Origin of the sequence: Nocardia sp. NPDC050717 (genome assembly GCF_040654275.1) — a bacterium.
Lineage (GTDB): Bacteria > Actinomycetota > Actinomycetes > Mycobacteriales > Mycobacteriaceae > Nocardia.
This window is the reverse complement of record NZ_JBFAHR010000027.1, coordinates 1-22,450: the sequence shown is the minus strand read 5'-3', so window position 1 is coordinate 22,450 and position 22,450 is coordinate 1. Positions and strand designations below refer to the sequence as shown.

Below are 22,450 nucleotides of genomic sequence, written 5' to 3'. Positions count from 1 at the left end.
ACTCACGCGGCCGCGCGGTCGATCTTCGCCCCGCGGCCGCGGGTGGCGTGCGCGCCCGCGACGGCCAGCGGCAGCAGCCAGCCCAGGGCGATCTGGTCGTAGGCCAGCAGGCTCTGGTCGAGCCGGTTGTGCACGTAGCCGATCGAGAGTCCCGACTGCGGATCGACCCAGCCGAAGGAGCCGCCGAGGCCGATGTGGCCGAAGCCGTTGCGCGCGCCGGGCACCGGCATCGAGTGGTAGCCCAGGTGCCACATCATCGGCAGGTAGAACAGGGCGTGGTCGACGCGGTAGGTCTGCACCCGGCGGATGGCCCGGTGCGTCTCGGGCCGCAGGTACGGCCGCCCGTCGACGGTGACGCCGTCGGCGAGCCCGGCGTACATCCTGGCCAGCGCCGAGGCCGTGCACACGCCGTTGCCCGCGGGCATCTCGGTGGCCAGGATGGTCGGATCGTCGCCGTCGAGGATGGTGTTGAGTCCGGGGACGAACAGGCAGCGTGACGCGGCGCCGAGCGGGCCCGGCATCCACTGCCCGACCCGGCTCAGGACGCCCGCGGCGATCGGGTGCCCCGTCAGGTTCAGGTGCGCACCCGCCAGGCGGGCGTATTCGGTCGTGGAACCCACGGGCGGGCGGCCGAGGTGGATGCCGTCGATACCGAGCGGTTCGGTGACCTCGGCCCGGATCAGCTCGCTCATCGACTGCCCGGTGACCGCCCTGGCCAGCCCGGCGAGCAGCCAGCCGTAGGTGAGGGCGTGGTAGGTCGGGATGCCGCGCAGCCGGTCCGGGACGGCCAGCGCCAGCCGGTCCTCCATGAGCTCGTGGTCGAGGGATTCGGCGGCGGTGTCGGCGACCGCGCCCAGCGAGGACAGCCCGGCGCGGTGGGTGAGGATGTCGGCGACGGTGATGTCGCCCTTGCCGTTGGCGGCGAAGCGCGGCCAGTACTCGGCGACGGGCGCGCGGTAGTCGATCAGTCCGCGATCGGCCAGCCGGTGGATGACGGTCGCCGTGACGCCCTTGGTCGCGGAGAACACGATGGCGCCGGTGTCGGCCGTCCACGGGCGTCGATCCCCCGCGCTGCCCGCCCAGACGTGGGCGAGGGGCTCACCGTGTCGATGGATCGCGAGGGCGCCGCCCGCGCCGCGGCGATGGCCGATCAAGGTGGCGAAGGCGCGCACCAGCGGACCGAAGCCGGCCGGGGCGAAACCGCCGACACCGGCCGGAAGGGCAGCACTGTCCTGCCCGTAAGCGTCGTTGCTCATCGTATTACCGTACGGACGTCTGTTCGCTTGGGCAACGGTCGCGGAACGACCGTGCCCTAGCTGTGCCCTGCCCGGATCATTCGGTGACCACGGTGCCCGCGCCGTCGCCCTCCTCCAGGACGGCGAAGCTGTGGCCCGAGATGAGTGTTCCCGCACCGGATTCGGTGGCGGGCGCCCAGGCCAGCAGGACCCGGCCGTGCACCGGGATCACCGCCTCGTCCTCGGCCAGGTTGCACACCACCGAGATCCGCCCGCGCCGCAGCACGAACCAGCGCCGGGCCTCGTCGTAGTCGGCCCAGACCCGTTCCAGCCAGGGATCGCCGAACTCCGGCCTGGCCTTGCGCAGCGCGAGCAGGGCGCGATAGCAGGCCAGCAGCCGGGCGTGCGGTTCGTGGGTCGGTTCCGTCCAGTCGATCTTCGAACGGGTGAAGGTGGCGGGGTCCTGCGGGTCCGGGACCTCGTCGGTGGCCCAGCCGTGCTCGGCGAACTCCGCGCGCCGACCGGCGGCGGTGGCCGCGGCGACGGCCGGATCGGTGTGCGAGGTGAAGAACTGGAACGGCGTGCGCGCGCCCCACTCCTCACCCATGAACAGCATCGGCGTACTCGCCGAGAGCAGGACCAGCGCCGCTTTCACCGCGAGCTGGCCGGGCGTGAGGTACGCGCTGGGCCGGTCGCCGAGTGCCCGGTTGCCGATCTGGTCGTGGGTGCAGGTGTAGCCGAGCAGCGCGCTGCCTGGCACCAGATCGCGGCGCAGCGGGATGCCGTGCGTGCGGCCGCGGAAACTGGAATAGGTTCCGGCGTGGAAGAACCCGTGCGTCAGCGTCTGCGCGAGACAGGCCAGCGAGCCGAAATCGGCGTAGTAGCCCTGTCGTTCACCGGAGACGGCCGTGTGCACGGCGTGATGCAGGTCGTCGTTCCACTGGCCGGTGAGCCCGTAGCCGCCCGCGGCGCGCGGGGTGATCAGGCGCGGGTCGTTGAGGTCGCTCTCGGCGATCAGGCCGAGCGGTCGGCCCAGATGCGCTGACAGGGCGGCGGTTTCGACGGCGAGCTCCTCGAGCAGGTGGGTCGCGGTGCGGTCGACCAGCGCGTGCACGGCGTCCAGGCGCAGGGCGTCGAGGTGGAATTCCCGCAGCCAGCGCAGCGCGTTGTCGATGATGTGTCGGCGCACCGCGTCGGAACCGGGCCCGTCCAGGTTGACGCTCTGCCCCCAGGTGTTGCGGCCCGCGCTGAGGTAGGGCCCGAAGCGCGGCAGGTAGTTGCCGGAGGGGCCGAGATGGTTGTAGACCACGTCGAGGCAGACCGCCAGCCCGCGGGCATGGCAGGCGTCGACGAACCGCTGCAGGCCGTCGGGGCCGCCGTAGCTCTCCTGCACCGCGTACCAGAGCACGCCGTCGTAGCCCCAATTGTGGGTGCCGTCGAAGGCGTTGACCGGCATCAGCTCCACGGTGGTGACGCCGAGGGCCACGAGATGATCGAGCCGTTCGATCGCCGCGTCGAAGGTGCCCGCCCGTGTGAAGGTGCCGATGTGCAGCTCGTAGAACACCGATCCGGCGAGCTGGCGCCCGGTCCAGCCGTGATCGGTCCAGGCGCCGGCGTCGAGCTCGTGCACCGCCGAGGGCGCGTGGACCCCGTCGGGTTGGCGCGGCGAGCGCGGGTCGGGCAGGACGGTCGGATCGTCGTCGATCAGGAACCCGTATCTGGCGCCCTGACCGGCCTCGACGGTGACCGACCACCAGCCGCCGCCGTTGCGGCGCATCGGGTGGTCCACCTCGTCCAGCTGCAGCCGCACCGCCCCCGCCACCGGCGCCCACACCCGAAACTGCCTCATGGCCCCAGCATCGCACGCGGACGGTGATCGGGCAGGCCGACCGGCGCTGGCGGTCAGCCGTGGGCGACGACGCCGACCGGGCCCGTGCCGAGGCACAGCTCGATGCCGGGGGTGAGCACGCGCACGCGCAGCGCCGAGCCGCCGCCGAGCATCCGCAGATAGACCGGATGCAGGCCGGCGCGCACCTCGGCGACGGTTTCCGCACCGCCCTCGAAGGACACCGCGATCATCCCGTCCCGGTCGGACAGGTAGTTCAGCTGGGCGGTCCACTCCCTGGTCTGCATGGGCCCGTCCAGCGGGAGCCGCACCGCCGATCCACCCGGCACCCGGTACCCGCAGCCCGGCTCTGGGCCGGGCAGGGTCGAGCGGTTCCACCACACCTGCGCGTCGACGAGTTCGCCCGCGTCGGTGAACATGCGCAGGTGCGAGGTCGACCGCGCGAAGGTGCCGGGACCGGCCAGCGGAGCGAAGACGTGATCGGTCATGTTCTGGGGAAAGGCCAAGGGGTTGAGCACATTCCACGGCACTTCCTGCGGGAGCAAGGGCGCGTCCGACTCCGGCAGCGCGGCGCGGACTCCGGTGACGTAGGTCCGGGCCGGGCTGGGCTCCCAGGCGCGGGTGAAAGCGATGGTCGAGTAGCCGCTGCTCGCGACGAACGCCACGGCGACCGCGACACCCGCGACTCGGCGTCCACGAGCACCGGGCCACCGCTGACCTGCGTCCCGCCGGGCCGCGAGACCATCGGCCGCATCCTCGGTTCGCCGGCGGTCCGCGCCCACCCGGTCCGCCGCACGACCGACCTCGGCGGCCGACCGGTCCGCGGCGTGGCCGATCGCCGGCCCGGGTGCCGCCGCCGGGTCTGTGGCGGCACCGCGCACCCCGGGTGCCGAGGTCACCCCCCTGGGTGCGGCGAGCAGCAACACAGCCAACCCCGCACTCGCGATGACCGCGAAATCGGCGAAATACCGGATGGATTGCAGCAGCAGCGCCGCCGTACCAGGCCCGTCGCGCAGGACGACCACCGGGGCGACGGTCAGGACGACGTAAGCCGCGGCGCACGCCCAGACAGGGACGACGCGGGCGCGATGACGGATCGTCCACGCCGCGAACAGGATCAACGCCGCCCAGCACACCGCGACCGCGAGACCGGGCGGATCGGCCCACGGTGTCGCGGGCTGCCAGCGTTCCCAGCGCCACGGACCGCCGAAGAGCGTGGGCACCAGGCCGTCCGAGAGTGCCTGCCGCAGCAGGGCGGTGGGATTCTCGGGGCGGGACAGGCCGCGCGGGCGCTGGATGACCAGCAGGAAGAACGCCGACCAGGCCAGCAGGACCGCGCCCGCCGCCGTCCACAGCACGGCCCCGCGCCGGACCGCCGCGCGCACCGGGTCCCCGCTGACGTGGGCGAGCAGCGCGACCACGGCGACGGCCACCGGCAGCACCACCACGGCCTTCTCGAAGAACAGCAGCGCGACCGCGAACACCGCCGCCCCCGACACCGCGTATCGCCGCCGCCCGGTGCGCGTCAGCAGCACCGCGTCCGCGCTCACCCAGGCGAGCGCGATCTGCAGCGGCAGAGCGTTCACCGCCGCCGACCACCACGCGAACGCGGGCACGGTCAACGGCACGAACAGGAAGAAGATCAGCGGCCCGAACATCCGGAGGCGCCACCCGAGCAGCACGACGAGCAGCCGCAGCACCGCCAGCGAGGCGAGCAGTTGCAGCAGCACCAGCACCGCGGCGGCGACACCCCAGCGCAGCGGCGCGATCTCGGTGATGAGCCAGGTCAGCGCGAAGGTCAGCGGCATCACGTGCCCGTCGTGGCTGGTGCACAACAACTCCGCCGACCACAGCGGATGCCTGCCTGCCTGGCCGATCAGGATGAAGTCGTCCCAGTAGAAGAACCCGGACGCGGCGACCCAGGCCCGCGACGCCAGCTGGGCGACGACGAGACCGAGGGCGACGAGCAACACCACGCGCCGGGTCGGCGCGCGGTCCCTCGAACGCGTCGGCGGCGCGGTCCGCGGTGGCGAGTCGAGTCGCAGGGCTGACATCACGCCTCTCGACGCTAGCCCGTCCCCCGCCGGGTTTCGATCACCCCGCGCCCACCAGTTTTGGACCAACCTGTCTAAAACGTGCTACCGTCCCACCATGGCCCGCCCCAAGGAATTCGACGAGGACCGTGCGATCGATGCCGCCATGCGCGCCTTCTGGTCGGCCGGTTACGAAGCGACCTCCACCCAGGACCTCTGCGCGGCAACGGGTCTCGGCCGCAGCAGCATCTACAACACCTTCACCAGCAAGCACGACCTGTTCGAGCGCGCGCTGCGCCGCTACATGACGACCAAGAACGCCTCGATCTTCGCGATCCTCGACGGCGACGCGCCCGCCCGCGAACGCCTGCGCGCCGTCCTGCGCCAGGTCGCCGACGCACCCGACGACGACCCGTCGGGCTGTCTGGTGGTCAATTCCACGATCGAGCTGGCCCCCCACGACCCCGCCGTCCGCGCCACACTGCTGACCGATCAGCAACGCCGCCTCGACGCGCTCACCGCCACCCTCCGCGAGGGCCAGCGCGCCGGCGAGATCACCACCGAGCGCACCGCCCGCGACCTCGCCCAGTTCCTCACCGCGACCATCGGCGGCATGCGGGTGGCAGCCCGCGGCGGCGCCGACCGGGCCACCCTCGAGGCGATCGCGGAAACCGCCATGCGCTGCCTGTAGACCTCCCCCTTCCGACTCGGCGCCGAGTCGCGCCTTCGTTTTGGACCGAACAATCTAAAACATCGAGAAAGGCCACCCATGCCTCCCGCTGTCTACATCCTCGGGCTGTCGATCTTCGCCCAGGGCACCTCCGAGCTGATGCTCGCCGGCCTGCTCACCGACCTGTCCGCCGATCTCGGCGTGTCCATTCCCCGTGCGGGCCTGCTCATCTCGGCCTTCGCGCTCGGCATGCTGGTCGGCGCGCCGCTGCTCGCCGTGGTGACCCTGCGCCGGCCGCGGCGCGACGCCCTGCTGGCCTTCCTCGCGATCTTCGTCGCCGCCCATGCCGTCGGCGCACTGACCGGCGACTACTGGATCCTGTTCGGCACCAGGGTGGTGAGCGCGTTCGTCTACGCCGGGTTCTGGGCGCTCGCGGCGACCACGGCGGTGAGCCTGGTGCCTGCGACTCTGCGCGGCCGGGCGATGGGCATCGTCGCGGGCGGGCTGACCATCGCCACCATCGTCGGTGTGCCCGCGGGGACGGTGATCGGTCAGCACTTCGGCTGGCGCGCGGCCTTCTGGGCGGTGGCCGCGCTGTCGGCGCTGTCGATGATCGGCGTCGTCGCCAAGATCCCGGGCGGGCGGCCGGACGCCGTCGCGCGCCTCGATCACGAACTGCGGGTCATGGCGAATCCGCGACTGTGGTTGTCCTACACCGCCACCGCGCTCTCCACCGGCTCGACCTTCGTGGTCTTCGCCTACCTCGGCGCCCTGCTCGCCGACGCCACCGCCGTCTCCGCGACCTGGATCCCGCTGATACTCGCCCTCTACGGCGTCGGCGGGCTGCTCGGCATCACCCTCGGCGGCCGCACCTCCGACCGTCATCCGTTCCGCACCCTCTACGTCGGCGCGAGCGGCATGACCGCGATCGCCGCCGCCCTGGCGCTGACCCTGCACTCCCCCGTCCCCGTGGTCGTGCTCGTGTTCCTGCTCGGCGCTTTCGGATTCGCCACGAACCCGGCCTTGAACACCCGTGTGTTCGCCCTGGCCGGTGACGCGCCGACGCTGGCGACGGCCACCAACTTCTCCGCCTTCAACGTCGGCATCACCGTCGGACCCTGGCTCGGCGGACTCGCCCTCGGCGCCGGCTTCGGCTACGCGGCGGTCGGCTGGATCGGCGCCGCCCTCGGCGCGGCCATGCTCGCGGTGGTCGCCCTCGCCCACCGGCTCGACCGTCGTCCGGCCACCGGTACCCGGCCGGATCCGCGCCCGGTGCACGCCGTCGCGCCGTGACGTCCCGCACGCGGCCGGGGCCCGGAAAAGTTACGATCGCGTGATTCTTTCGATCCGAGGTTTCCACCCCGGCCGCGTGCGGGTAGATGTGTGTGGCGAGCCACGGCGCCACGGATGAGGGCTGGGCGCGCATCCCGAGCTCGACGGCGTCGGGTGGCATTACTCGTTAGAGAAGCTAAGGTTTTGGCGTTCTCCGGCGATATCGTTCGAACTTGGGATCTGATGAATGGTTGAGGTAATCGAAGCGCGGCCGCACACCTTGGCCGAGCTTCCGGAAGATGTACCGCCGCACCGGGATCGATCGCGCTGGACCGCGTTCGCGGCCGTACTCGGCGGCGTCCTGCTCCTGGGCTGGCAGGCGACGCGCTACGGCAACTGGCTCGTCGACGACGCCGCCATCACCTTCGCCTACGCGCGCAATGTCGCCGACGGCGCCGGTCCCGTGCTGCAGCCCGGCGCGGAGTCGGTGGAAGGATTCTCCAACCCCACCTGGCTCCTGGTGCTGGTGGTGGGCAAGTGGCTGGGCCTGTTCGACCGCGGCGCTCTGTTCGGCGTTCCCGACTATGTGCTCTACCCGAAGGCGATCGCGCTGCTGTGCTGCGCCGGGATCCTCGTCGCCTGCTACCTCGCCGCGCGGCGCGTCACGCGCAGGCCCGCGGCGGTGACCTTCGCGACCGCCGTGGTGCTGGCGGCGATCCCGTCGTTCGTCATCTGGTGCTTCTCCGGCCTGGAGAATTCGCTGTTCGCCCTCACAGCGTGCGTGCTGGCGGTGCACCTGTTCCTGGCGGTGCTGGATCAGCGCCTCTGGACGCCGCCGGTCGCGGTGATCGCCGGTGCGCTGGCGGCGTTCGCGGCCCTGACCCGGCCCGACGGACTGATCTATCTGACCGCCTACCCCCTGATCACCGTGGTGCTGGTGCGGCGGCCGCTGTGGCGCACCGCGTTGCGGCACGTGCTGTATTCCGGGGTGGCGTTCGCGGTGCCGTTCGGGGCGTATCTGCTGTGGCGCATCGCCGAATTCGGCAGGCTCGTCGCGAACACGGCGGTGGCCAAGAATCAGGCGCTGCCGACCGTGTCCGACCTGACCCGGGCCGGGGAACTCGTGCAGTACGCGGGCGCGCCCGCGGTGATCGTGGCCGTCGGCGTGGTCGGGCTCGCCCTGGCCACGCCGAGCCGGTGGCGGGACGGGGTTGTCGCACTGCTGGTTCCGCTGATCCTGGCGATCGTCGCCTACTGCGTGCTCGAGCCGGACTGGATGAAGCAGTTCCGGTTCGCCACCCCGGTGTGGGTGCCTGCCGCGTTGATCGTGGTGATCTCGGCGGCGGAGGTGCTGACCCGGTTGCGCACCCGGGGCCGGGCGCTGGTCGCCCTCACCCTGGCCGGCGCGCTGCTTCCCTCCGGGGTCGCGCTGGCCGACGCGGGCGCGGCCTATCGCGCCGACGCGGATGTGCCGCTGTGCTGGATCGCCACGCGGTTCGGGCAGTACGTCAACGGCTACGCCGACATCATCGGTCTCGACCAGGGCAGTCTGCTGGCGCCCGACATGGGTGGCAGCGCGATGTCCTCGCGGCTGCGGCTGATCGACATGGCCGGGCTCACCGAAGCGAAGATCGCCGACATCCTCGCGGGCGAGGCCGACACGACCCTCGCGGACTACGTCTTCGAGAACCGCAAGCCCACCTTCGTGCACACGCACGGCGACTGGATCGCGAACGGGCTCACCGTCGACCCGCGCATGACCAGGGACTACTACCCGATCCATCGCTCCGAGGATCCGACGGTCTCCGACGAGGACTGGGTCCGCAAGGACGTCGTCCGCGACGAGGCGCAGCTCGCACAACTGCGCGAGTACTCCGGCACCGTCCTGCCCCATCTGCTCGCGGACTACCAGAAGACCGGCGAGTGCGGCGACACCCTGCGCCCCGGCCAGACCCTCCCCCGCTGAATCGGACCTCACCGCGCGTGCGGCTAGCCTGTGAGGTGCAGGCGAACGACGACGACAAGGAGTCCACGGGTGGCTGTGCTGGACGCGAAGCTGAGCGACATCTACGACGAGGTGTTGCGCCGCAACCCCGGCGAAGCCGAGTTCCACCAGGCGGTCCACGAGGTGCTGGACAGCCTCGGCCCCGTCGTCGCCAAGCACTCGCACTACGCCGACGCCGCGGTGATCCGCCGGCTGTGCGAGCCCGAACGGCAGATCATCTTCCGGGTGCCGTGGGTCGATGATTCCGGCGCCGTGCAGATCAACCGGGGCTTCCGCGTCGAGTTCAACTCCGCGCTCGGGCCCTACAAGGGCGGGCTGCGCTTCCATCCCTCGGTCTACCTGGGCATCGTGAAGTTCCTCGGCTTCGAGCAGATCTTCAAGAACTCGCTGACCGGGCTGCCGATCGGCGGCGGCAAGGGCGGCTCGGATTTCGACCCGAAGGGCCGCTCCGAGGGTGAGGTGATGCGGTTCTGCCAGGCGTTCATGACCGAGCTCTACCGGCATCTCGGCGAACACACCGATGTGCCTGCCGGTGACACCGGCGTCGGTGGCCGCGAGATCGGGTATCTGTTCGGCCAGTACAAGCGCATCACCAATCGCTACGAGTCCGGCGTCCTCACGGGCAAGGGCCTGACCTGGGGCGGTTCGCAGGTGCGCCGGGAAGCCACCGGCTACGGCGCGGTCTTCTTCGTCAACGAGATCCTCGCCGCGGCGGGCCGGTCCATGGACGGTCAGCGCGTGGTGGTGTCGGGCTCGGGCAATGTCGCCATCTACGCGATCGAGAAGGTCCACGAACTCGGCGGCACCGTGGTGGCGTGCTCGGATTCGAGCGGCTACGTCGTCGACGAGAGCGGCATCGACCTCGCCCTGCTCAAAGAGATCAAGGAAGTCCAGCGCGGCCGGATCGCCGACTACGCCGCGGCCCGCCCGCGCACCGCGCGCTTCATCGCCGACGGCTCCCTGTGGGAGGTGCCCTGCGACATCGCCCTGCCGTGCGCGACGCAGAACGAACTCGACGGCACCGCCGCGGGCAAGCTCGTCGCCAACGGCTGCCGGATCGTCGCCGAGGGCGCCAACATGCCGTGCACGCCGGACGCGGTGCGCCTGTTCAACGAGGCCGGGGCGACCTTCGCCCCCGGCAAGGCCGCCAACGCGGGCGGCGTGGCGACCAGCGCGCTCGAGATGCAACAGAACGCCTCCCGCGACTCGTGGAGCTTCGAGCACACCGAGGAGCGCCTGGCCGAGATCATGCGCGGCATCCACGACCGCTGCCTGGCCACCGCCGACGAATACGGCGTGCCGGGCAACTATCAGGCGGGCGCCAACATCGCCGGCTTCATCCAGGTCGCCGACGCGATGCTCGCCCTCGGCGTGATCTGAGAAGCCCTCGGGCGGGCGGGAAATCGGCGGTTCCCCGCGGCCGGGCGGTTAGATTGGGACCAGCGCGTTGGCGGGACACCCACGACCGAAAGGCGCACACGATGGGAAACGACCCGAACATCGAGGAACTCGCCGTCGACGAATGCTGGGCGCTGCTGCGCACCGGCGACATCGGCCGTCTCGCCGTGTGGGTGGACGACCACCCGGACATCTTCCCGCTCAACTACGCGGTCGACCACGGCACCCTGGTCTTCCGCACCGCCCGCGGCACCAAGATGTCGGCTGCCCTGTCGGACGCCCCCGTCGCCCTGGAAGTCGACGGCTACCTCCCCGAGTCCCACCAGGCCTGGAGCGTGGTCGTCAAAGGCCGAGCCGAAGGAATCCGGGAAATCGACGACCTGATGGACACCGTCGACCTCCCCCTGTCCCCGTGGCAGGCAGGCCCGAAGGACTTCTTCGTCCGCCTGGTCCCCACGCTGGTCACCGGCCGCCGCTTCCCCGTCGCCGACCCCACCACCTGGGTCACTCCCCTCTCCACCGTCCGCCGCTCCCCGTCGGAGTGAGGCACCGACAGACCGCGCCCACCTGACTCCCGGTCGGGTGGGCGCGGTGCGGTGTGGGGGTGCTCAGCCCAGGCAGCCGGGCCCGAGGAGGGCCTTGAGGTCGCCCATCAGGGCTGAGGAGGGGGTGACGCGCCAGCTGTCGTCGAGTTTGAGGAGGGTGGTCTTCTCGCGGGCGCCGACGTGGCGGACGTGGACGTCGGAGGTACCGGGGTGGCGGGAGAGAACCTTCTTGAGTTCGCGGACCTTGTCGGGCGTGCACATGCGGGTGGTCATGACGACCGAGACCGGCTTGGCGACGCCGATGGCCGAGAGGTCCGGGACCACGAGGTCGTTGGCGATCAGGGAGATGCGGTCGTCGCGGACGGAGACGCGGGCCTTCACCAGCACCACCGCGTCCTCGACGACGTCCATCCCGTAGACCGAGTACGACTGCGGGAAGAACAGCACTTCCACGCCACCGGTGAGGTCCTCGAGCTGGGCCGAGGCCCAGGCCAGGCCGTTCTTGTTGATGCGGCGGTTGACCGAGGCGAGGATGCCGCCGATGGTCACCTGGGCGCCGTCCTTGACGTCACCTTCCAGGATCGCCGGAATGGGCGTGTCGACCTGGGCGGCCAGCACGTGCTCGACGCCGTTGAGCGGATGCCCGGACACGTACAGGCCGAGCATCTCCCGCTCGAGGGCGAGCTTGTGCTTGGTCTCCCACTCCTCGTCGGGGACCTTGACGTTGAACACCGACGACACCGACTCGTCGGCGTCCATCCCGCCGAACAGATCGAACTGGCCGATGGCCTCGGCCTTCTTCGTCGACATCACCGCGTCGATGGCGTCGGAGTGCACCAGCAGCAGGCCCTTGCGCGGATGCCCGAGCGAGTCGAAACCGCCTGCTTTGATGAGCGATTCGGTGACCTTCTTGGAGCAGGCGATCGCGTCGATCTTGTTCAGGTAGTCGGAGAAGTCGGTGAACTTCGACTTCTCCTTGCGGGCCGCGATGATCGAGGACACCACGTTCGCGCCGACGTTGCGGACCGCGCCCAGACCGAAGCGGATGTCCTTGCCCACCGAGGCGAAGTTCTGCTCGGACTCGTTGACATCCGGCGGCAGCACCGTGATGCCCATCTTGCGGCAGTCCGAGAGGTAGATGGCGGCCTTGTCCTTGTCGTCACCGACGGAGGTGAGCAGGCCGGCCATGTACTCGGCCGGATAGTTGGCCTTGAGGTAGGCGGTCCAGAACGACACCAGGCCGTAGCCCGCGGCGTGCGACTTGTTGAACGCGTAGCCGGCGAACGGGAGGATGGTGTCCCACAGCGCCTTGATGGCCGGTTCGGAGAAATCGTTCTTGAGCATGCCCTCGCGGAAGCCCGCGTAGGCCTCCTCCAGCACCGAGAGCTTCTTCTTGCCCATGGCGCGGCGCAGGATGTCGGCCTGACCGAGCGAGTACCCGGCCACCTTCTGCGCGATCTGCATGATCTGTTCCTGATAGACGATCAGGCCGAAGGTGTCGGCGAGGATCTCTTTCAGCGGCTCTTCGAGCTCGGGATGGATCGGCTTGACCTCTTGGCGGCCGTTCTTGCGGTCGGCGTAGTCGTTGTGGGCGTTCATGCCCATCGGGCCGGGGCGATACAGCGCGAGCACGGCGACGATGTCCTCGAAGCCGGTGGGCTGCATGCGGCGCAGCAGATCGCGCATGGCGCTGCCGTCGAGCTGGAACACCCCGAGGGTGTCGCCCCTGGCGAGCAGTTCGTAGGTGGCCGGGTCGTTGAGCGGCAGGTGATCCATGTCGAGATCGATGCCGCGGTTGGCCTTGATGTTCTCCAGGGCGTCACCGATGACGGTGAGGTTGCGCAGACCCAGGAAGTCCATCTTCAACAGGCCGATGGCCTCACACGACGGGTAGTCCCAGCCGGTGATGATCGCGCCGTCCTGGGCGCGCTTCCAGACCGGGATGGCGTCGGTCAGCGGCTCCGAGGACATGATGACCGCGCAGGCGTGCACGCCCGCGTTGCGGATCAGGCCTTCCAGGCCCTTGGCGGTCTCGTAGATCTTGGCGATGTCGGGGTTGGAGCTGATGAGCTCGCGGACCTCGGCGGCTTCCTTGTAGCGCTCGTGTTCGGGATCGGTGATACCGGAGACCGAGATGTCCTTGGCCATGATCGGCGGCGGCAGCGCCTTGGAGATCTGGTCGGCGATGGCGAAACCGGGCTGGCCGAACAGGACTCGCGCCGAGTCCTTGATCGCGGCCTTGGTCTTGATGGTGCCGAAGGTGATCACCTGGGCGACGCGGTCGCTGCCCCACTTCTCGGTGGCGTAGCGGACCATCTCACCGCGGCGGCGATCGTCGAAGTCGATATCGATATCGGGCATCGACACGCGCTCGGGGTTGAGGAATCGCTCGAAGAGCAGACCGTGCGGGATCGGGTCGATGTTGGTGATGCCCATCGCGTAGGCGACGAGCGAGCCCGCGGCCGAACCACGGCCCGGGCCGACGCGGATGCCGACGTCGAGGGCGTGCCGGATGAGGTCACCGACGACGAGGAAGTAGGCGGGGAAACCCATTTCGCAGATGACGCCGAGCTCGTAGTCGGCGCGGGCGAGGTACTCCTGCGGTGGGCCGTCGGGGAACCGGCGGTCCAGGCCGTCGAGGACCTCCTTGCGCAGCCAGGTGGCCTGCGTGTGCCCCTCGGGCACCGGGAAGATCGGCATCCGGTCGCGGTGTTCCCACACCTCGTCGTAGGACTGCACGCGCTCGCCGATGCGCTCGGTGTTGTCGCAGGCGCCGGGGACCTCGGCGTCCCAGATGGCGCGCATCTCCTCGGCCGACTTGAGGTAGTAGCCGTCACCGTCGAACTTGAAGCGGGTGGGGTCCGACAGCGTCTTGCCGGTCTGGATGCACAGCAGCGCTTCGTGATTGGTCGACTGGTCCTTGGTGACGTAATGGCAGTCGTTGGTGGCCAGCGGCGGGATGTCGAGCTGCTTGCTGATCATCAGCAGGCCCTCGCGGACCCGGCGCTCGATGGACAGGCCGTGGTCCATCACCTCGAGGAAGAAGTTCTCCTTGCCGAAGATCTCCTGCCATTTCGCGGCGGCTTCCAGGGCCTCGCGTTCGTGGCCGAGGCGCAGGCGGGTCTGCACCTCGCCGGAGGGGCAGCCGGTCGTGGCGATGATGCCCTCGGCGTGCTGGGCGATGATCTCCTCGTCCATGCGCGCCCACTTGCCGAGCTGGCCCTCGATGGAGGCCAGGCTCGACAGCTTGAACAGGTTGCGCAGACCGGTCGCGTTCTCGGCGACCATGGTCATGTGGGTGTAGGCGCCCGAACCCGACACGTCGTCGCTCTTCTGGCCGGGATCGCCCCACTGCACGCGCTTGGTGTTGAACCGCGACTCGGGCGCGATGTAGGCCTCGATGCCGATGATCGGCTTGATGCCCGCCTTCTTCGCGGAGTTGTAGAACTCCGAGGCGCCGTACATGTTGCCGTGGTCGGTCATGCCGACGGCGGTCATGCCCAGCCGCTCCGCCTCCGCGAACAACGGCGAGATCTTCGCCGCCCCATCGAGCATGGAGTACTCGGTGTGGTTGTGCAGGTGAACGAACGATCCGGACGGAGCCAAGACGGTCCTTCCTCCCAGGGTGTCGACGGGGGTTGGCCTTGGCATTCTATGCACGGGGGTACGACAACTTTTCCCGTGCCACACGGGCGGTGCGGCCCCGCCCTGGACCGGTCCGGCGTGTCGTGGCGAACGTCACCGGCGAGTCCTGCGCGGCGTCCGTGTTGGGGCCGTACCGGCCGGGCTCGTGGCGATCGGTTCGCCCGCGGTGCGGCAGCGGCGATAATCGGGCGCATGTCGCAGCAGCAGCGTGGCCGGGCGCGTCCCGCCGAGTCGAGGACAGCGCGGTGACCACGGCGCTGGTCGCGGTGGTCGCGGCGGTGATCGTGCTGGTCGTGGCGCTCGTGGTCTGGCGGCGGACGCAGCGGGTGGTGACCACGCCCGCGCAGCGCGCCGTCCACCAGGCCCTGCACACCGCCTCGCTGGCGGCGGTGCCGTTGCGGCGCGGGCTGACCGAGGAGTCGGCGCGCGAGGCGGCCCCGCATCTGCGCGGGCTGGCCGGCGCCGAGGCGCTCGGGGTGGCCGACGCGGAGGCGGCGCTGCTGGCCTGGGACGGGGCGCACACCGGGATGATCGAGCCGTTCGCCGACGCGGCGCGGCGGGCCATCGCCGACGAGCGCCCGGTGCTGGTCTCCGGCGACGAGCACACGCTCATCGCCCAGCCGCTGCTGATCGACACGGGCGCGGCGATCGGGGCGATCGGCGTGGTGACCACCGGGCAGCCGGGTCCGGGAATGCTCGGCGCGGCGGCCGAAGTGGCGCGGTACGCGTGCGGCCAGCTCGAACTGGCCGAGCTGGACGCCTCCCGCGCTCGGGTCGACCGGGCGGAACTGCGGGCGCTGCGGGCCCAGATCAGCCCGCATTTCATCTACAACGCGCTCAACACGATCGCCTCGTTTGTCCGCACCGACCCCGACCGCGCCCGTGAACTCATCCTCGAATTCGCCGACTTCACCCGCTATTCCTTCCGCGCCGCAGGCGAATTCACCGTCCTCGCCGACGAATTGCGCAACATCGAGCGCTATCTCGCCCTGGAACAGGCCCGCTTCGGCGACGCGCTCGACGTACGCCTGCGGATCGCGCCGGAGGTCCTCGGCGTGGTGCTGCCGTTCCTGGCCCTGCAACCGCTGGTGGAGAACGCGGTCCGGCACGGGCTCGGCGGCGGCGGACGCGGCGGGCAGCTGAGCATCGTCGCCACCGACGCGGGCACCGACTGCCTGATCAGCGTCGAGGACGACGGCGTCGGCATGGACCCCGAGCTGCTGCGCTCGGGCGCCCTCGACGCCGTCGACACCGACTCCGGCCCCGCCCGCACCGGCGAAGCCGCCCACGTCGGCCTCGCCAATGTCGACGACCGCCTGCGCGCCGCCTTCGGCAACGACTACGGCCTCGTCGTCGAGACCGCGCCCGGCGCGGGCACCAAGGTCAGCATGCGTGTCCCGAAATTCCGCGCCGGAATCCGCGCCTGATCGACCGGGCGAGGACACGCACGGGGCCGGCCGGTCAGGGACCTCCGTGTCCCTCGGCGACCGTTCCAGCGGCCGCGAGTGGCCGGACGGCGACACCGCCGACGATACGGTTCTCGGCGATCCGGACCGCCCGCTACCATGGATGGGCTGTGACCTGGACCACCGAAGAACCGCCGACCGCGCTGCGGGTGCTCGCTGTCGATGACGAGAAGCCCGCGCTCGACGAGCTCGTGTACCTGCTGAGCGCACAGGCCGGTGTCGGGGAGATTCATCGGGCGAGTGAGTCGACCAGTGCGCTGCGCTTGTTGCGGGCCCACCCGATCGACGCGGTGTTCCTCGACATCGATATGCCCGGGCTCACGGGGATGGAGCTGGCGGGGATTCTGTCGGAGTTCGCCGAGCCGCCCGCCGTCGTGTTCGTGACGGCGCACGACGATCACGCGGTGGCCGCGTTCGACCTGGGCGCGGTGGACTATCTGCTCAAGCCGTTGCGCGGAGCACGGCTGGCGGAGGCGGTGCGGCGGATCGTCGCCACCAGAGTGGCGGTGCCCGCGGCGGCTCCGTCGGAACCCGCGCATCCCAGCGAGGTGATCCCCGTGGAACTCGGCGGGGTCACGACCTTGGTGAACCGGGCCGATGTGGCGTGGGTGGAGGCCGACGGCGATTACGCACGGCTGCACACCGGCACCGGCTCGCATCTGGTGCGCATTCCGCTCTCGGCGCTCGAAGCACGATGGGAGGACGCCGGGTTCCTGCGCGTGCACCGGTCGTACCTGGTGGCGTTGCGGCTGGTCACCGGGATGCGCAGCGCGGGCAGCGGCACGGTGGTGTGCCTGCGCGCCGAAGGCGCCGCCGGTGCGGTGGAGTTGCCCGTGAGCAGGCGCCAGGTGCGTGAGCTCAAACAGCGGCTGGTGCACGGCCCGCGCCAGAACTGGTCGCAGCGATGACAGGCCCGCAACGCCCGCAGCGCGAGCGGGTGGTACTCGCGCAGCGACGCGGCGCGCGGCAGGTCCGCACGCGCACCGAAGTGGTGGAGCAGACCGATCTCGGCGCGGCACTGATCGGTGGCCTGATCCGGGCACAGCTGGGATTGGCCCTGCGCCTCGGGCTGATCGTGATCGCCGGATTCGGCGCGCTGCCCGTGCTGTTCGGCATCGATGCCGTCGCCGCGGCGACCGTGCTCGGCGTGCGCCTGCCGTGGTTGATCCTCGGCCTGTTCGCCTTCCCCGCGTTGTACGCGGTGGGACGGCTGTATGTGCGCCTGGCCCAGCGCAATGAAGACGACTTCCTCGAATTGGCGGGGGACTGATGTCGGCCCACCACCGCGGCGCGCTGAGGCACGTATTGCCCCGGCCTGCCGCGCAGCAGGCCGCTCCGCGCACTGCCCACCCGACACCGGTCGTCCGCAGGCCCGGTGGATTCCGCGCATCCGCCGCGACGACCGGCTTCCCCCGGCACGGAGCCACCCGATGAGCCCGGACAACCCCGCGCTCACCGTGACCGCGCTGGTGCTCGCGGCCCTGGCCACGATCGGCATCGGGTTCTACGGAGTTCGCCTGTCGCGCACCACCTCCGACTTCCTCGTCGCCTCCCGCACGGTCGGCTCCCGCTGGAACGCCGCCGCGATCTCCGGCGAATACCTCTCGGCCGCTTCCTTTCTCGGCGTGGCCGGGCTCATCGCCAAGTACGGCGCCGACGCGCTCTGGTATCCGGTGGGGTTCACCGCGGGCTATCTGGGCCTGCTGATGTTCGTCGCCGCGCCGCTGCGCCGCTCCGGGGCCTACACCGTCCCCGACTTCGCCGAGTTCCGGCTCGGCTCGATCCGGTTGCGGCGCATGGCCGCCGGGCTCGTCGTGGTGGTCTGCGCGGTCTATCTGATCCCGCAGTTCCAGGGCGCGGGGCTCACCCTGCACATCCTGCTCGGCGCGCCCTCGTGGGTGGGGGCCGTCGCGGTCGGGGCGATCGTGCTCGTGAACGTGATCGGCGGCGGCATGCGATCGGTGACCATGGTGCAGGCGTTCCAGTACTGGCTGAAGCTGACGGCGGTCGCGGTGCCCGCCCTGGTGCTCGGCATGCATTTCCTCGCCGACGAACGGCCGGTCGGCACCCCGGCGCCGTCGACGGTCGGCGAACGCACCAGCGTGGACATCTCGACCGATGTGGTGGTGCACCTCGACGTCTCCCAGCAGGTCACCGTGCACGGCACCCTCGACGGACGCGCCGAGGCCGGGCCGGTCCTGCTCACCCCCGGCGACCACACCCTCGACGCGGGCACCGAACTCGTCCTCGACGCGGGCGCGGCGGTGCCGGTGGTGGCCGGCGCGCCCGCCGACGGCGCGGGCTGGGTCGCGCCCGGCGGCGGATTCGGCGGCGAACACCCGCAGTACCAGGTGTTCTCGCTGATCGTGGCGACCTTCCTCGGCACCATGGGCCTGCCGCACGTGCTGGTGCGCTTCTACACCAACCGGGACGGTCCGTCGGCGCGGCGGACCGCGCTGACGGTGATCGGCCTGGTCGGCCTGTTCTACCTGTTCCCGATCCTGCTCGGCGTCTTCGCCCGGCTGTATGTGCCGCAGTTGCTCATCACCGGCGCCTCCGACGCGGCCGTGGTGCTGCTGCCCGGCGCGGTGCTCGGCGGGCTCGGCGGGCAGCTGCTCGCGGCGCTGGCCGCCGCGGGCGCGATCGCGGCGTTCCTGTCGACCTCGTCCGGGTTGCTCGTCAGCCTGGCCGGCGTGCTCAGTACCGACGTGCTGCGCGGCCGGATCCGCGACTTCCGCGCCGCCGCGCTCGTCGCGGGCCTGGTCCCGCTGACGCTGGCGCTCACCGTCGCCTCCCTGGATCTGTCCCGCACGGTCGCGCTCGCGTTCTCGGTGGCGGCCTCGACGCTGTGCCCGCTGCTGGTCCTGGGCATCTGGTGGCGCGGGCTCACCGCGGCGGGCGCGGCGAGCGGACTGCTCACCGGCGGTGTCACCGCGGGCGGGGCGACCGTGCTCGCGGTGCTCGGCGGCGTCTCCCCCGAGCTGGCGGACGGTTGGGCCGCGGCGATCGTCGACTATCCGGGCGCGGTCAGCGTGCCGTTGGCGTTCGCCGTGACGATCGTGGTGAGCCTGCTGACCAGCAAGCAGGACACGCGCGCGATCGCCGGGATCTTCCTGCGCATCCACGCGCCCGAGCGGCTCGGGATGAGCGCCGATCGCGAGCCGGAGACCGCCGCGAACCGGTGATCTTCGGCCGACCGTTCGTCGCGCCACAGCGACCGTTCACCGCACGAGTGGCCACCTTCGCCGAGTGACCCAGGCCACACCATTCTGCGGCCCCACGCCGCGTCTTACGGTCGTTGCACGCATCACACTCCTCACGCTAGGAACACCCCGCATGACCGAAACCGACACCGAAGAAGCGCCCGACCGGCGCACGCCGAGTGCCGAGGAATGGCTCGCCGTGCAGGCGAGCCCGCAGTTCCAGGATCTGCGTACTCGTTTGCGCCGCTTCGTCTTCCCGATGACCGCGCTGTTCCTGCTGTGGTACCTGAGCTATGTGGTGCTCGGCGCGTACGCGCACGACTTCATGGCCACCGAGGTCTTCGGCAACATCAACGTGGGCCTGCTGCTCGGCCTCGGGCAGTTCGTCTCCACGTTCCTCATCACCGGGCTCTACGTCCGTTTCGCCAATCGTGAGCTGGACCCGCGCGCCGCGGCCATTCGCGAATCTCTCGAGGAGGGACGCGCGTGAGCATCCTCGCCGCGGATACGACGGTGGGTAATCCCATCGCCAATATCGCCATCTTCGCGCTGTTCGTCGCGGTCACCATGGTCGTGGTGATCCGGGCCAGCCGCAACAATGCCAGTGCCGCCGACTATTTCACCGGCGGACGCGGCTTCTCCGGCCCGCAGAACGGCATCGCCATCGCCGGTGACTACCTCTCGGCGGCCAGCTTCCTCGGCATCGCGGGCGCGATCGCCGTCTACGGCTACGACGGCTTCCTGTACTCGATCGGCTTCCTCGTCGCCTGGCTGGTGGCGCTGTTGCTGGTGGCCGAGATGCTGCGCAACACCGGCAAATTCACCATGGCCGACGTGCTCAGCTTCCGGCTCAAGGAGGGCCCGGTCCGCACCGCGGCCGCGCTGACCACGCTGACGGTGTCGCTGTTCTATCTGCTCGCGCAGATGGCGGGCGCGGGCGGCCTGGTCGCGCTGCTGCTCGACATCTCCTCGCGCGCCGGGCAATCGGTCGTGATCGCGATCGTCGGCGTGCTGATGATCGTGTACGTGCTGGTCGGCGGCATGAAGGGCACCACCTGGGTGCAGATCATCAAGGCGGTGCTGCTCATCGCGGGCGCCGCGCTGATGACGGTGCTGGTGCTGGCCAAGTTCGGCTTCAACTTCTCCGACATCCTCGGCGCCGCACAGCAATCGGTGAGCGAGTCGACCAACAAGGCCGTCGCGGCGCGTGACGTGCTGGCGCCCGGCGCCCAGTACGGCGGCAGCGACACCTCGAAGCTGAACTTCCTGTCGCTGGGTCTGGCGCTGGTGCTCGGCACCGCGGGTCTGCCGCACGTGCTGATGCGCTTCTACACGGTGCCCACCGCGAAAGAGGCGCGGCGCTCGGTGGTCTGGGCGATCAGCCTGATCGGTGCGTTCTACCTGTTCACCCTGGTGCTCGGGTACGGCGCGGCGGCCATCGTCGGCCCGGACAAGATCCTCGCGGCGGCCGGTGGCCAGAACTCGGCGGCGCCGCTGCTGGCGTTCGAACTCGGCGGCGTGATCCTGCTCGGAGTGATCTCGGCGGTGGCGTTCGCGACGATCCTCGCGGTGGTGGCCGGCCTGACGATCACCGCCTCGGCCTCCTTCGCCCACGACATCTACGCCAGCGTGATCAAGAAGGGCAACGTCGACGAGCGCAAACAGGTGCGGGTCTCGCGGATCACCGCCGTGGTGATCGGTGTGCTCGCGATCGGCCTCGGCATCCTCGCCAACGGCCAGAACATCGCGTTCCTGGTGGCGCTGGCCTTCGCGGTGGCGGCGGCGGCGAACCTGCCGACGATCCTGTACTCGCTGTTCTGGAAGCGGTTCAACACCACCGGCGCGCTGTGGTCGATGTACGGCGGCCTGATCTCGACCATCGTGCTCATCGTGTTCTCCCCGGCGGTGTCGGGCACCAAGACCTCGATGATCACCGGCGCCGATTTCCACTGGTTCCCGCTGTCGAACCCGGGCATCGTCTCGATTCCGCTGGCGTTCGTGCTCGGCATCGTCGGCACCTACCTCGGTGGCCGCGGCGAGCAGGTCGACACCGCCAAGGCCGCGGAGATGGAGGTCCGCTCGCTCACCGGTGTCGGTGCGGAGAAGGCGATCTCGCACTGATACCAGCCCTGCCCGGGCCGGTGGTCCCGCCACCGGCCCGGGTTCTACCCCTGTAGTTCGAAGGAGATTTCCCGTGACCGGTGCCGTCACCGACCCCACCCGCCCCGACCACGCGAGCAGCTACCCGCCCCCCGCGGCGTTCGTGGCGCAGGCCAATGCCGATGCCTCGCTCGCCGAGCGCGCGCAGACCGATCGTGACGGTTTCTGGGCCGAGCAGGCGAACCGGCTGCACTGGCACACCCCGTTCGCCCAGGTCCTGGACTGGTCCGACGCCCCGGTGGCGCGCTGGTTCGCCGACGGGGAGCTCAACGTCGCCTACAACTGCCTCGACCGCCACGTCCTCGACGGCCACGGCGACCAGGTCGCCATCCACTGGGAGGGCGAACCGGGCGATTCCCGCGACATCACCTATCGCGAACTGCTCGAAGAGGTCTCGCGCGCGGCGAACGCGTTCACCGCGCTGGGACTGGTGGCCGGGGATCGCGTGGCGATCTACATGCCGATGGTGCCCGAGGCGATCGTGTCGATGCTGGCCTGCGCGCGACTCGGCCTGACGCACTCGGTCGTGTTCGCCGGGTTCTCGCCGAGCGCGCTGCGCCAGCGGGTCGACGACGCGCGGGCCCGGTTGATCGTGACGACCGACGGGCAGTGGCGCCGGGGCAAGCCCGCACCGTTGAAGTCGGCGGTTGACGAGGCCCTCGGCGAGGATCCGACCTCCGTCGAGCACGTGCTGGTGGTCCGGCGGACCGGGCTGGACGTGCCGTGGACCGAGGTGCGGGACCTGTGGTGGGACGAAACCGTCGCGCTCGCTTCGCCTTCGCACGAAGCACAACCCTTCCCCGCCGAACACCCCCTGTTCATCCTCTACACCTCCGGCACCACCGGAAAACCCAAAGGCATCCTGCACACCAGCGGTGGCTACCTCACCCAAACCGCCTACACCCACCACAACGTCTTCGACCACAAAGCAGGCACCGACGTCTACTGGTGCACCGCCGACATCGGCTGGGT

General features: G+C 70.4%; 16 protein-coding genes. 12 read left to right on the top strand and 4 right to left on the bottom strand.

Annotated features, from left to right (window positions below; genetic code table 11):
- Positions 1–2: 2 nt before the first annotated feature.
- The 3 genes from AB0H56_RS30955 to AB0H56_RS30945 form a co-directional block, all read right to left on the bottom strand.
- Complete coding sequence (locus AB0H56_RS30955) at positions 3–1,256, bottom strand: serine hydrolase domain-containing protein (RefSeq protein ID WP_357170043.1); 1,254 nt, start codon at positions 1,254–1,256, stop codon at positions 3–5.
- Between the two features lie 76 nt (positions 1,257–1,332).
- Positions 1,333–3,084: a malto-oligosyltrehalose trehalohydrolase gene (gene treZ, locus AB0H56_RS30950; protein WP_357170040.1), complete on the bottom strand. Its 1,752-nt coding sequence runs from the start codon at positions 3,082–3,084 to the stop codon at positions 1,333–1,335.
- Between the two features lie 53 nt (positions 3,085–3,137).
- Positions 3,138–5,135 (bottom strand): hypothetical protein, encoded by a 1,998-nt coding sequence (locus AB0H56_RS30945; RefSeq protein WP_357170037.1) that lies wholly within the window; start codon positions 5,133–5,135, stop codon positions 3,138–3,140.
- 97 nt (positions 5,136–5,232) lie between these two features.
- Here AB0H56_RS30945 and AB0H56_RS30940 point away from each other — a divergent pair, with 97 nt between their 5' ends.
- From AB0H56_RS30940 to AB0H56_RS30920, 5 genes are all read left to right on the top strand, one after another.
- The gene (locus AB0H56_RS30940; RefSeq protein WP_357170034.1) at positions 5,233–5,805 is read left to right on the top strand and encodes a TetR/AcrR family transcriptional regulator; all 573 of its coding nucleotides are present in this window, start codon (positions 5,233–5,235) and stop codon (positions 5,803–5,805) included.
- Positions 5,806–5,883: 78 nt separating this feature from the next.
- Entirely contained in the window at positions 5,884–7,077 is a 1,194-nt protein-coding gene (locus AB0H56_RS30935) for a Cmx/CmrA family chloramphenicol efflux MFS transporter (protein WP_357170031.1), read from the top strand.
- 226 nt (positions 7,078–7,303) lie between these two features.
- Entirely contained in the window at positions 7,304–9,022 is a 1,719-nt protein-coding gene (locus AB0H56_RS30930) for a hypothetical protein (protein ID WP_357170028.1), read from the top strand.
- A gap of 69 nt (positions 9,023–9,091) precedes the next feature.
- Positions 9,092–10,441 (top strand): NADP-specific glutamate dehydrogenase, encoded by a 1,350-nt coding sequence (gene gdhA, locus AB0H56_RS30925; RefSeq protein ID WP_357170025.1) that lies wholly within the window; start codon positions 9,092–9,094, stop codon positions 10,439–10,441.
- Positions 10,442–10,542: 101 nt separating this feature from the next.
- A complete protein-coding gene (locus tag AB0H56_RS30920; RefSeq protein WP_357170022.1) occupies positions 10,543–11,004 on the top strand; it encodes a pyridoxamine 5'-phosphate oxidase family protein in 462 nt (153 codons plus the stop codon).
- 63 nt (positions 11,005–11,067) lie between these two features.
- Here the strand turns inward: AB0H56_RS30920 and dnaE are convergent, their stop codons facing one another.
- Entirely contained in the window at positions 11,068–14,655 is a 3,588-nt protein-coding gene (gene dnaE, locus AB0H56_RS30915) for a DNA polymerase III subunit alpha (protein WP_357170019.1), read from the bottom strand.
- A 239-nt stretch (positions 14,656–14,894) separates the two neighbouring features.
- Here dnaE and AB0H56_RS30910 point away from each other — a divergent pair, with 239 nt between their 5' ends.
- The 7 genes from AB0H56_RS30910 to AB0H56_RS30880 all read left to right on the top strand — a co-directional run.
- The gene (locus AB0H56_RS30910) at positions 14,895–16,076 is read left to right on the top strand and encodes a histidine kinase (RefSeq protein ID WP_357170016.1); all 1,182 of its coding nucleotides are present in this window, start codon (positions 14,895–14,897) and stop codon (positions 16,074–16,076) included.
- A 149-nt stretch (positions 16,077–16,225) separates the two neighbouring features.
- Positions 16,226–17,023, top strand: coding sequence for a LytTR family DNA-binding domain-containing protein (locus AB0H56_RS30905; RefSeq protein WP_357170013.1), 798 nt, complete (start codon positions 16,226–16,228; stop codon positions 17,021–17,023).
- Positions 17,020–17,385 (top strand): hypothetical protein, encoded by a 366-nt coding sequence (locus AB0H56_RS30900; RefSeq protein ID WP_357170010.1) that lies wholly within the window; start codon positions 17,020–17,022, stop codon positions 17,383–17,385. Before AB0H56_RS30905 ends, AB0H56_RS30900 begins: the two co-directional genes overlap by 4 nt.
- A gap of 160 nt (positions 17,386–17,545) precedes the next feature.
- On the top strand, positions 17,546–19,300 hold the full coding sequence (locus AB0H56_RS30895; protein ID WP_357170007.1) for a cation acetate symporter: 1,755 nt from the start codon (positions 17,546–17,548) through the stop codon (positions 19,298–19,300).
- Positions 19,301–19,451: 151 nt separating this feature from the next.
- Complete coding sequence (locus tag AB0H56_RS30890) at positions 19,452–19,808, top strand: DUF485 domain-containing protein (protein WP_110041723.1); 357 nt, start codon at positions 19,452–19,454, stop codon at positions 19,806–19,808.
- A complete protein-coding gene (locus AB0H56_RS30885; RefSeq protein WP_357170003.1) occupies positions 19,805–21,439 on the top strand; it encodes a cation acetate symporter in 1,635 nt (544 codons plus the stop codon). Before AB0H56_RS30890 ends, AB0H56_RS30885 begins: the two co-directional genes overlap by 4 nt.
- A 73-nt stretch (positions 21,440–21,512) precedes the next feature.
- Positions 21,513–22,450 (top strand): AMP-binding protein (locus tag AB0H56_RS30880; RefSeq protein WP_357170000.1); only part of this gene is annotated, 938 nt, incomplete at its 3' end.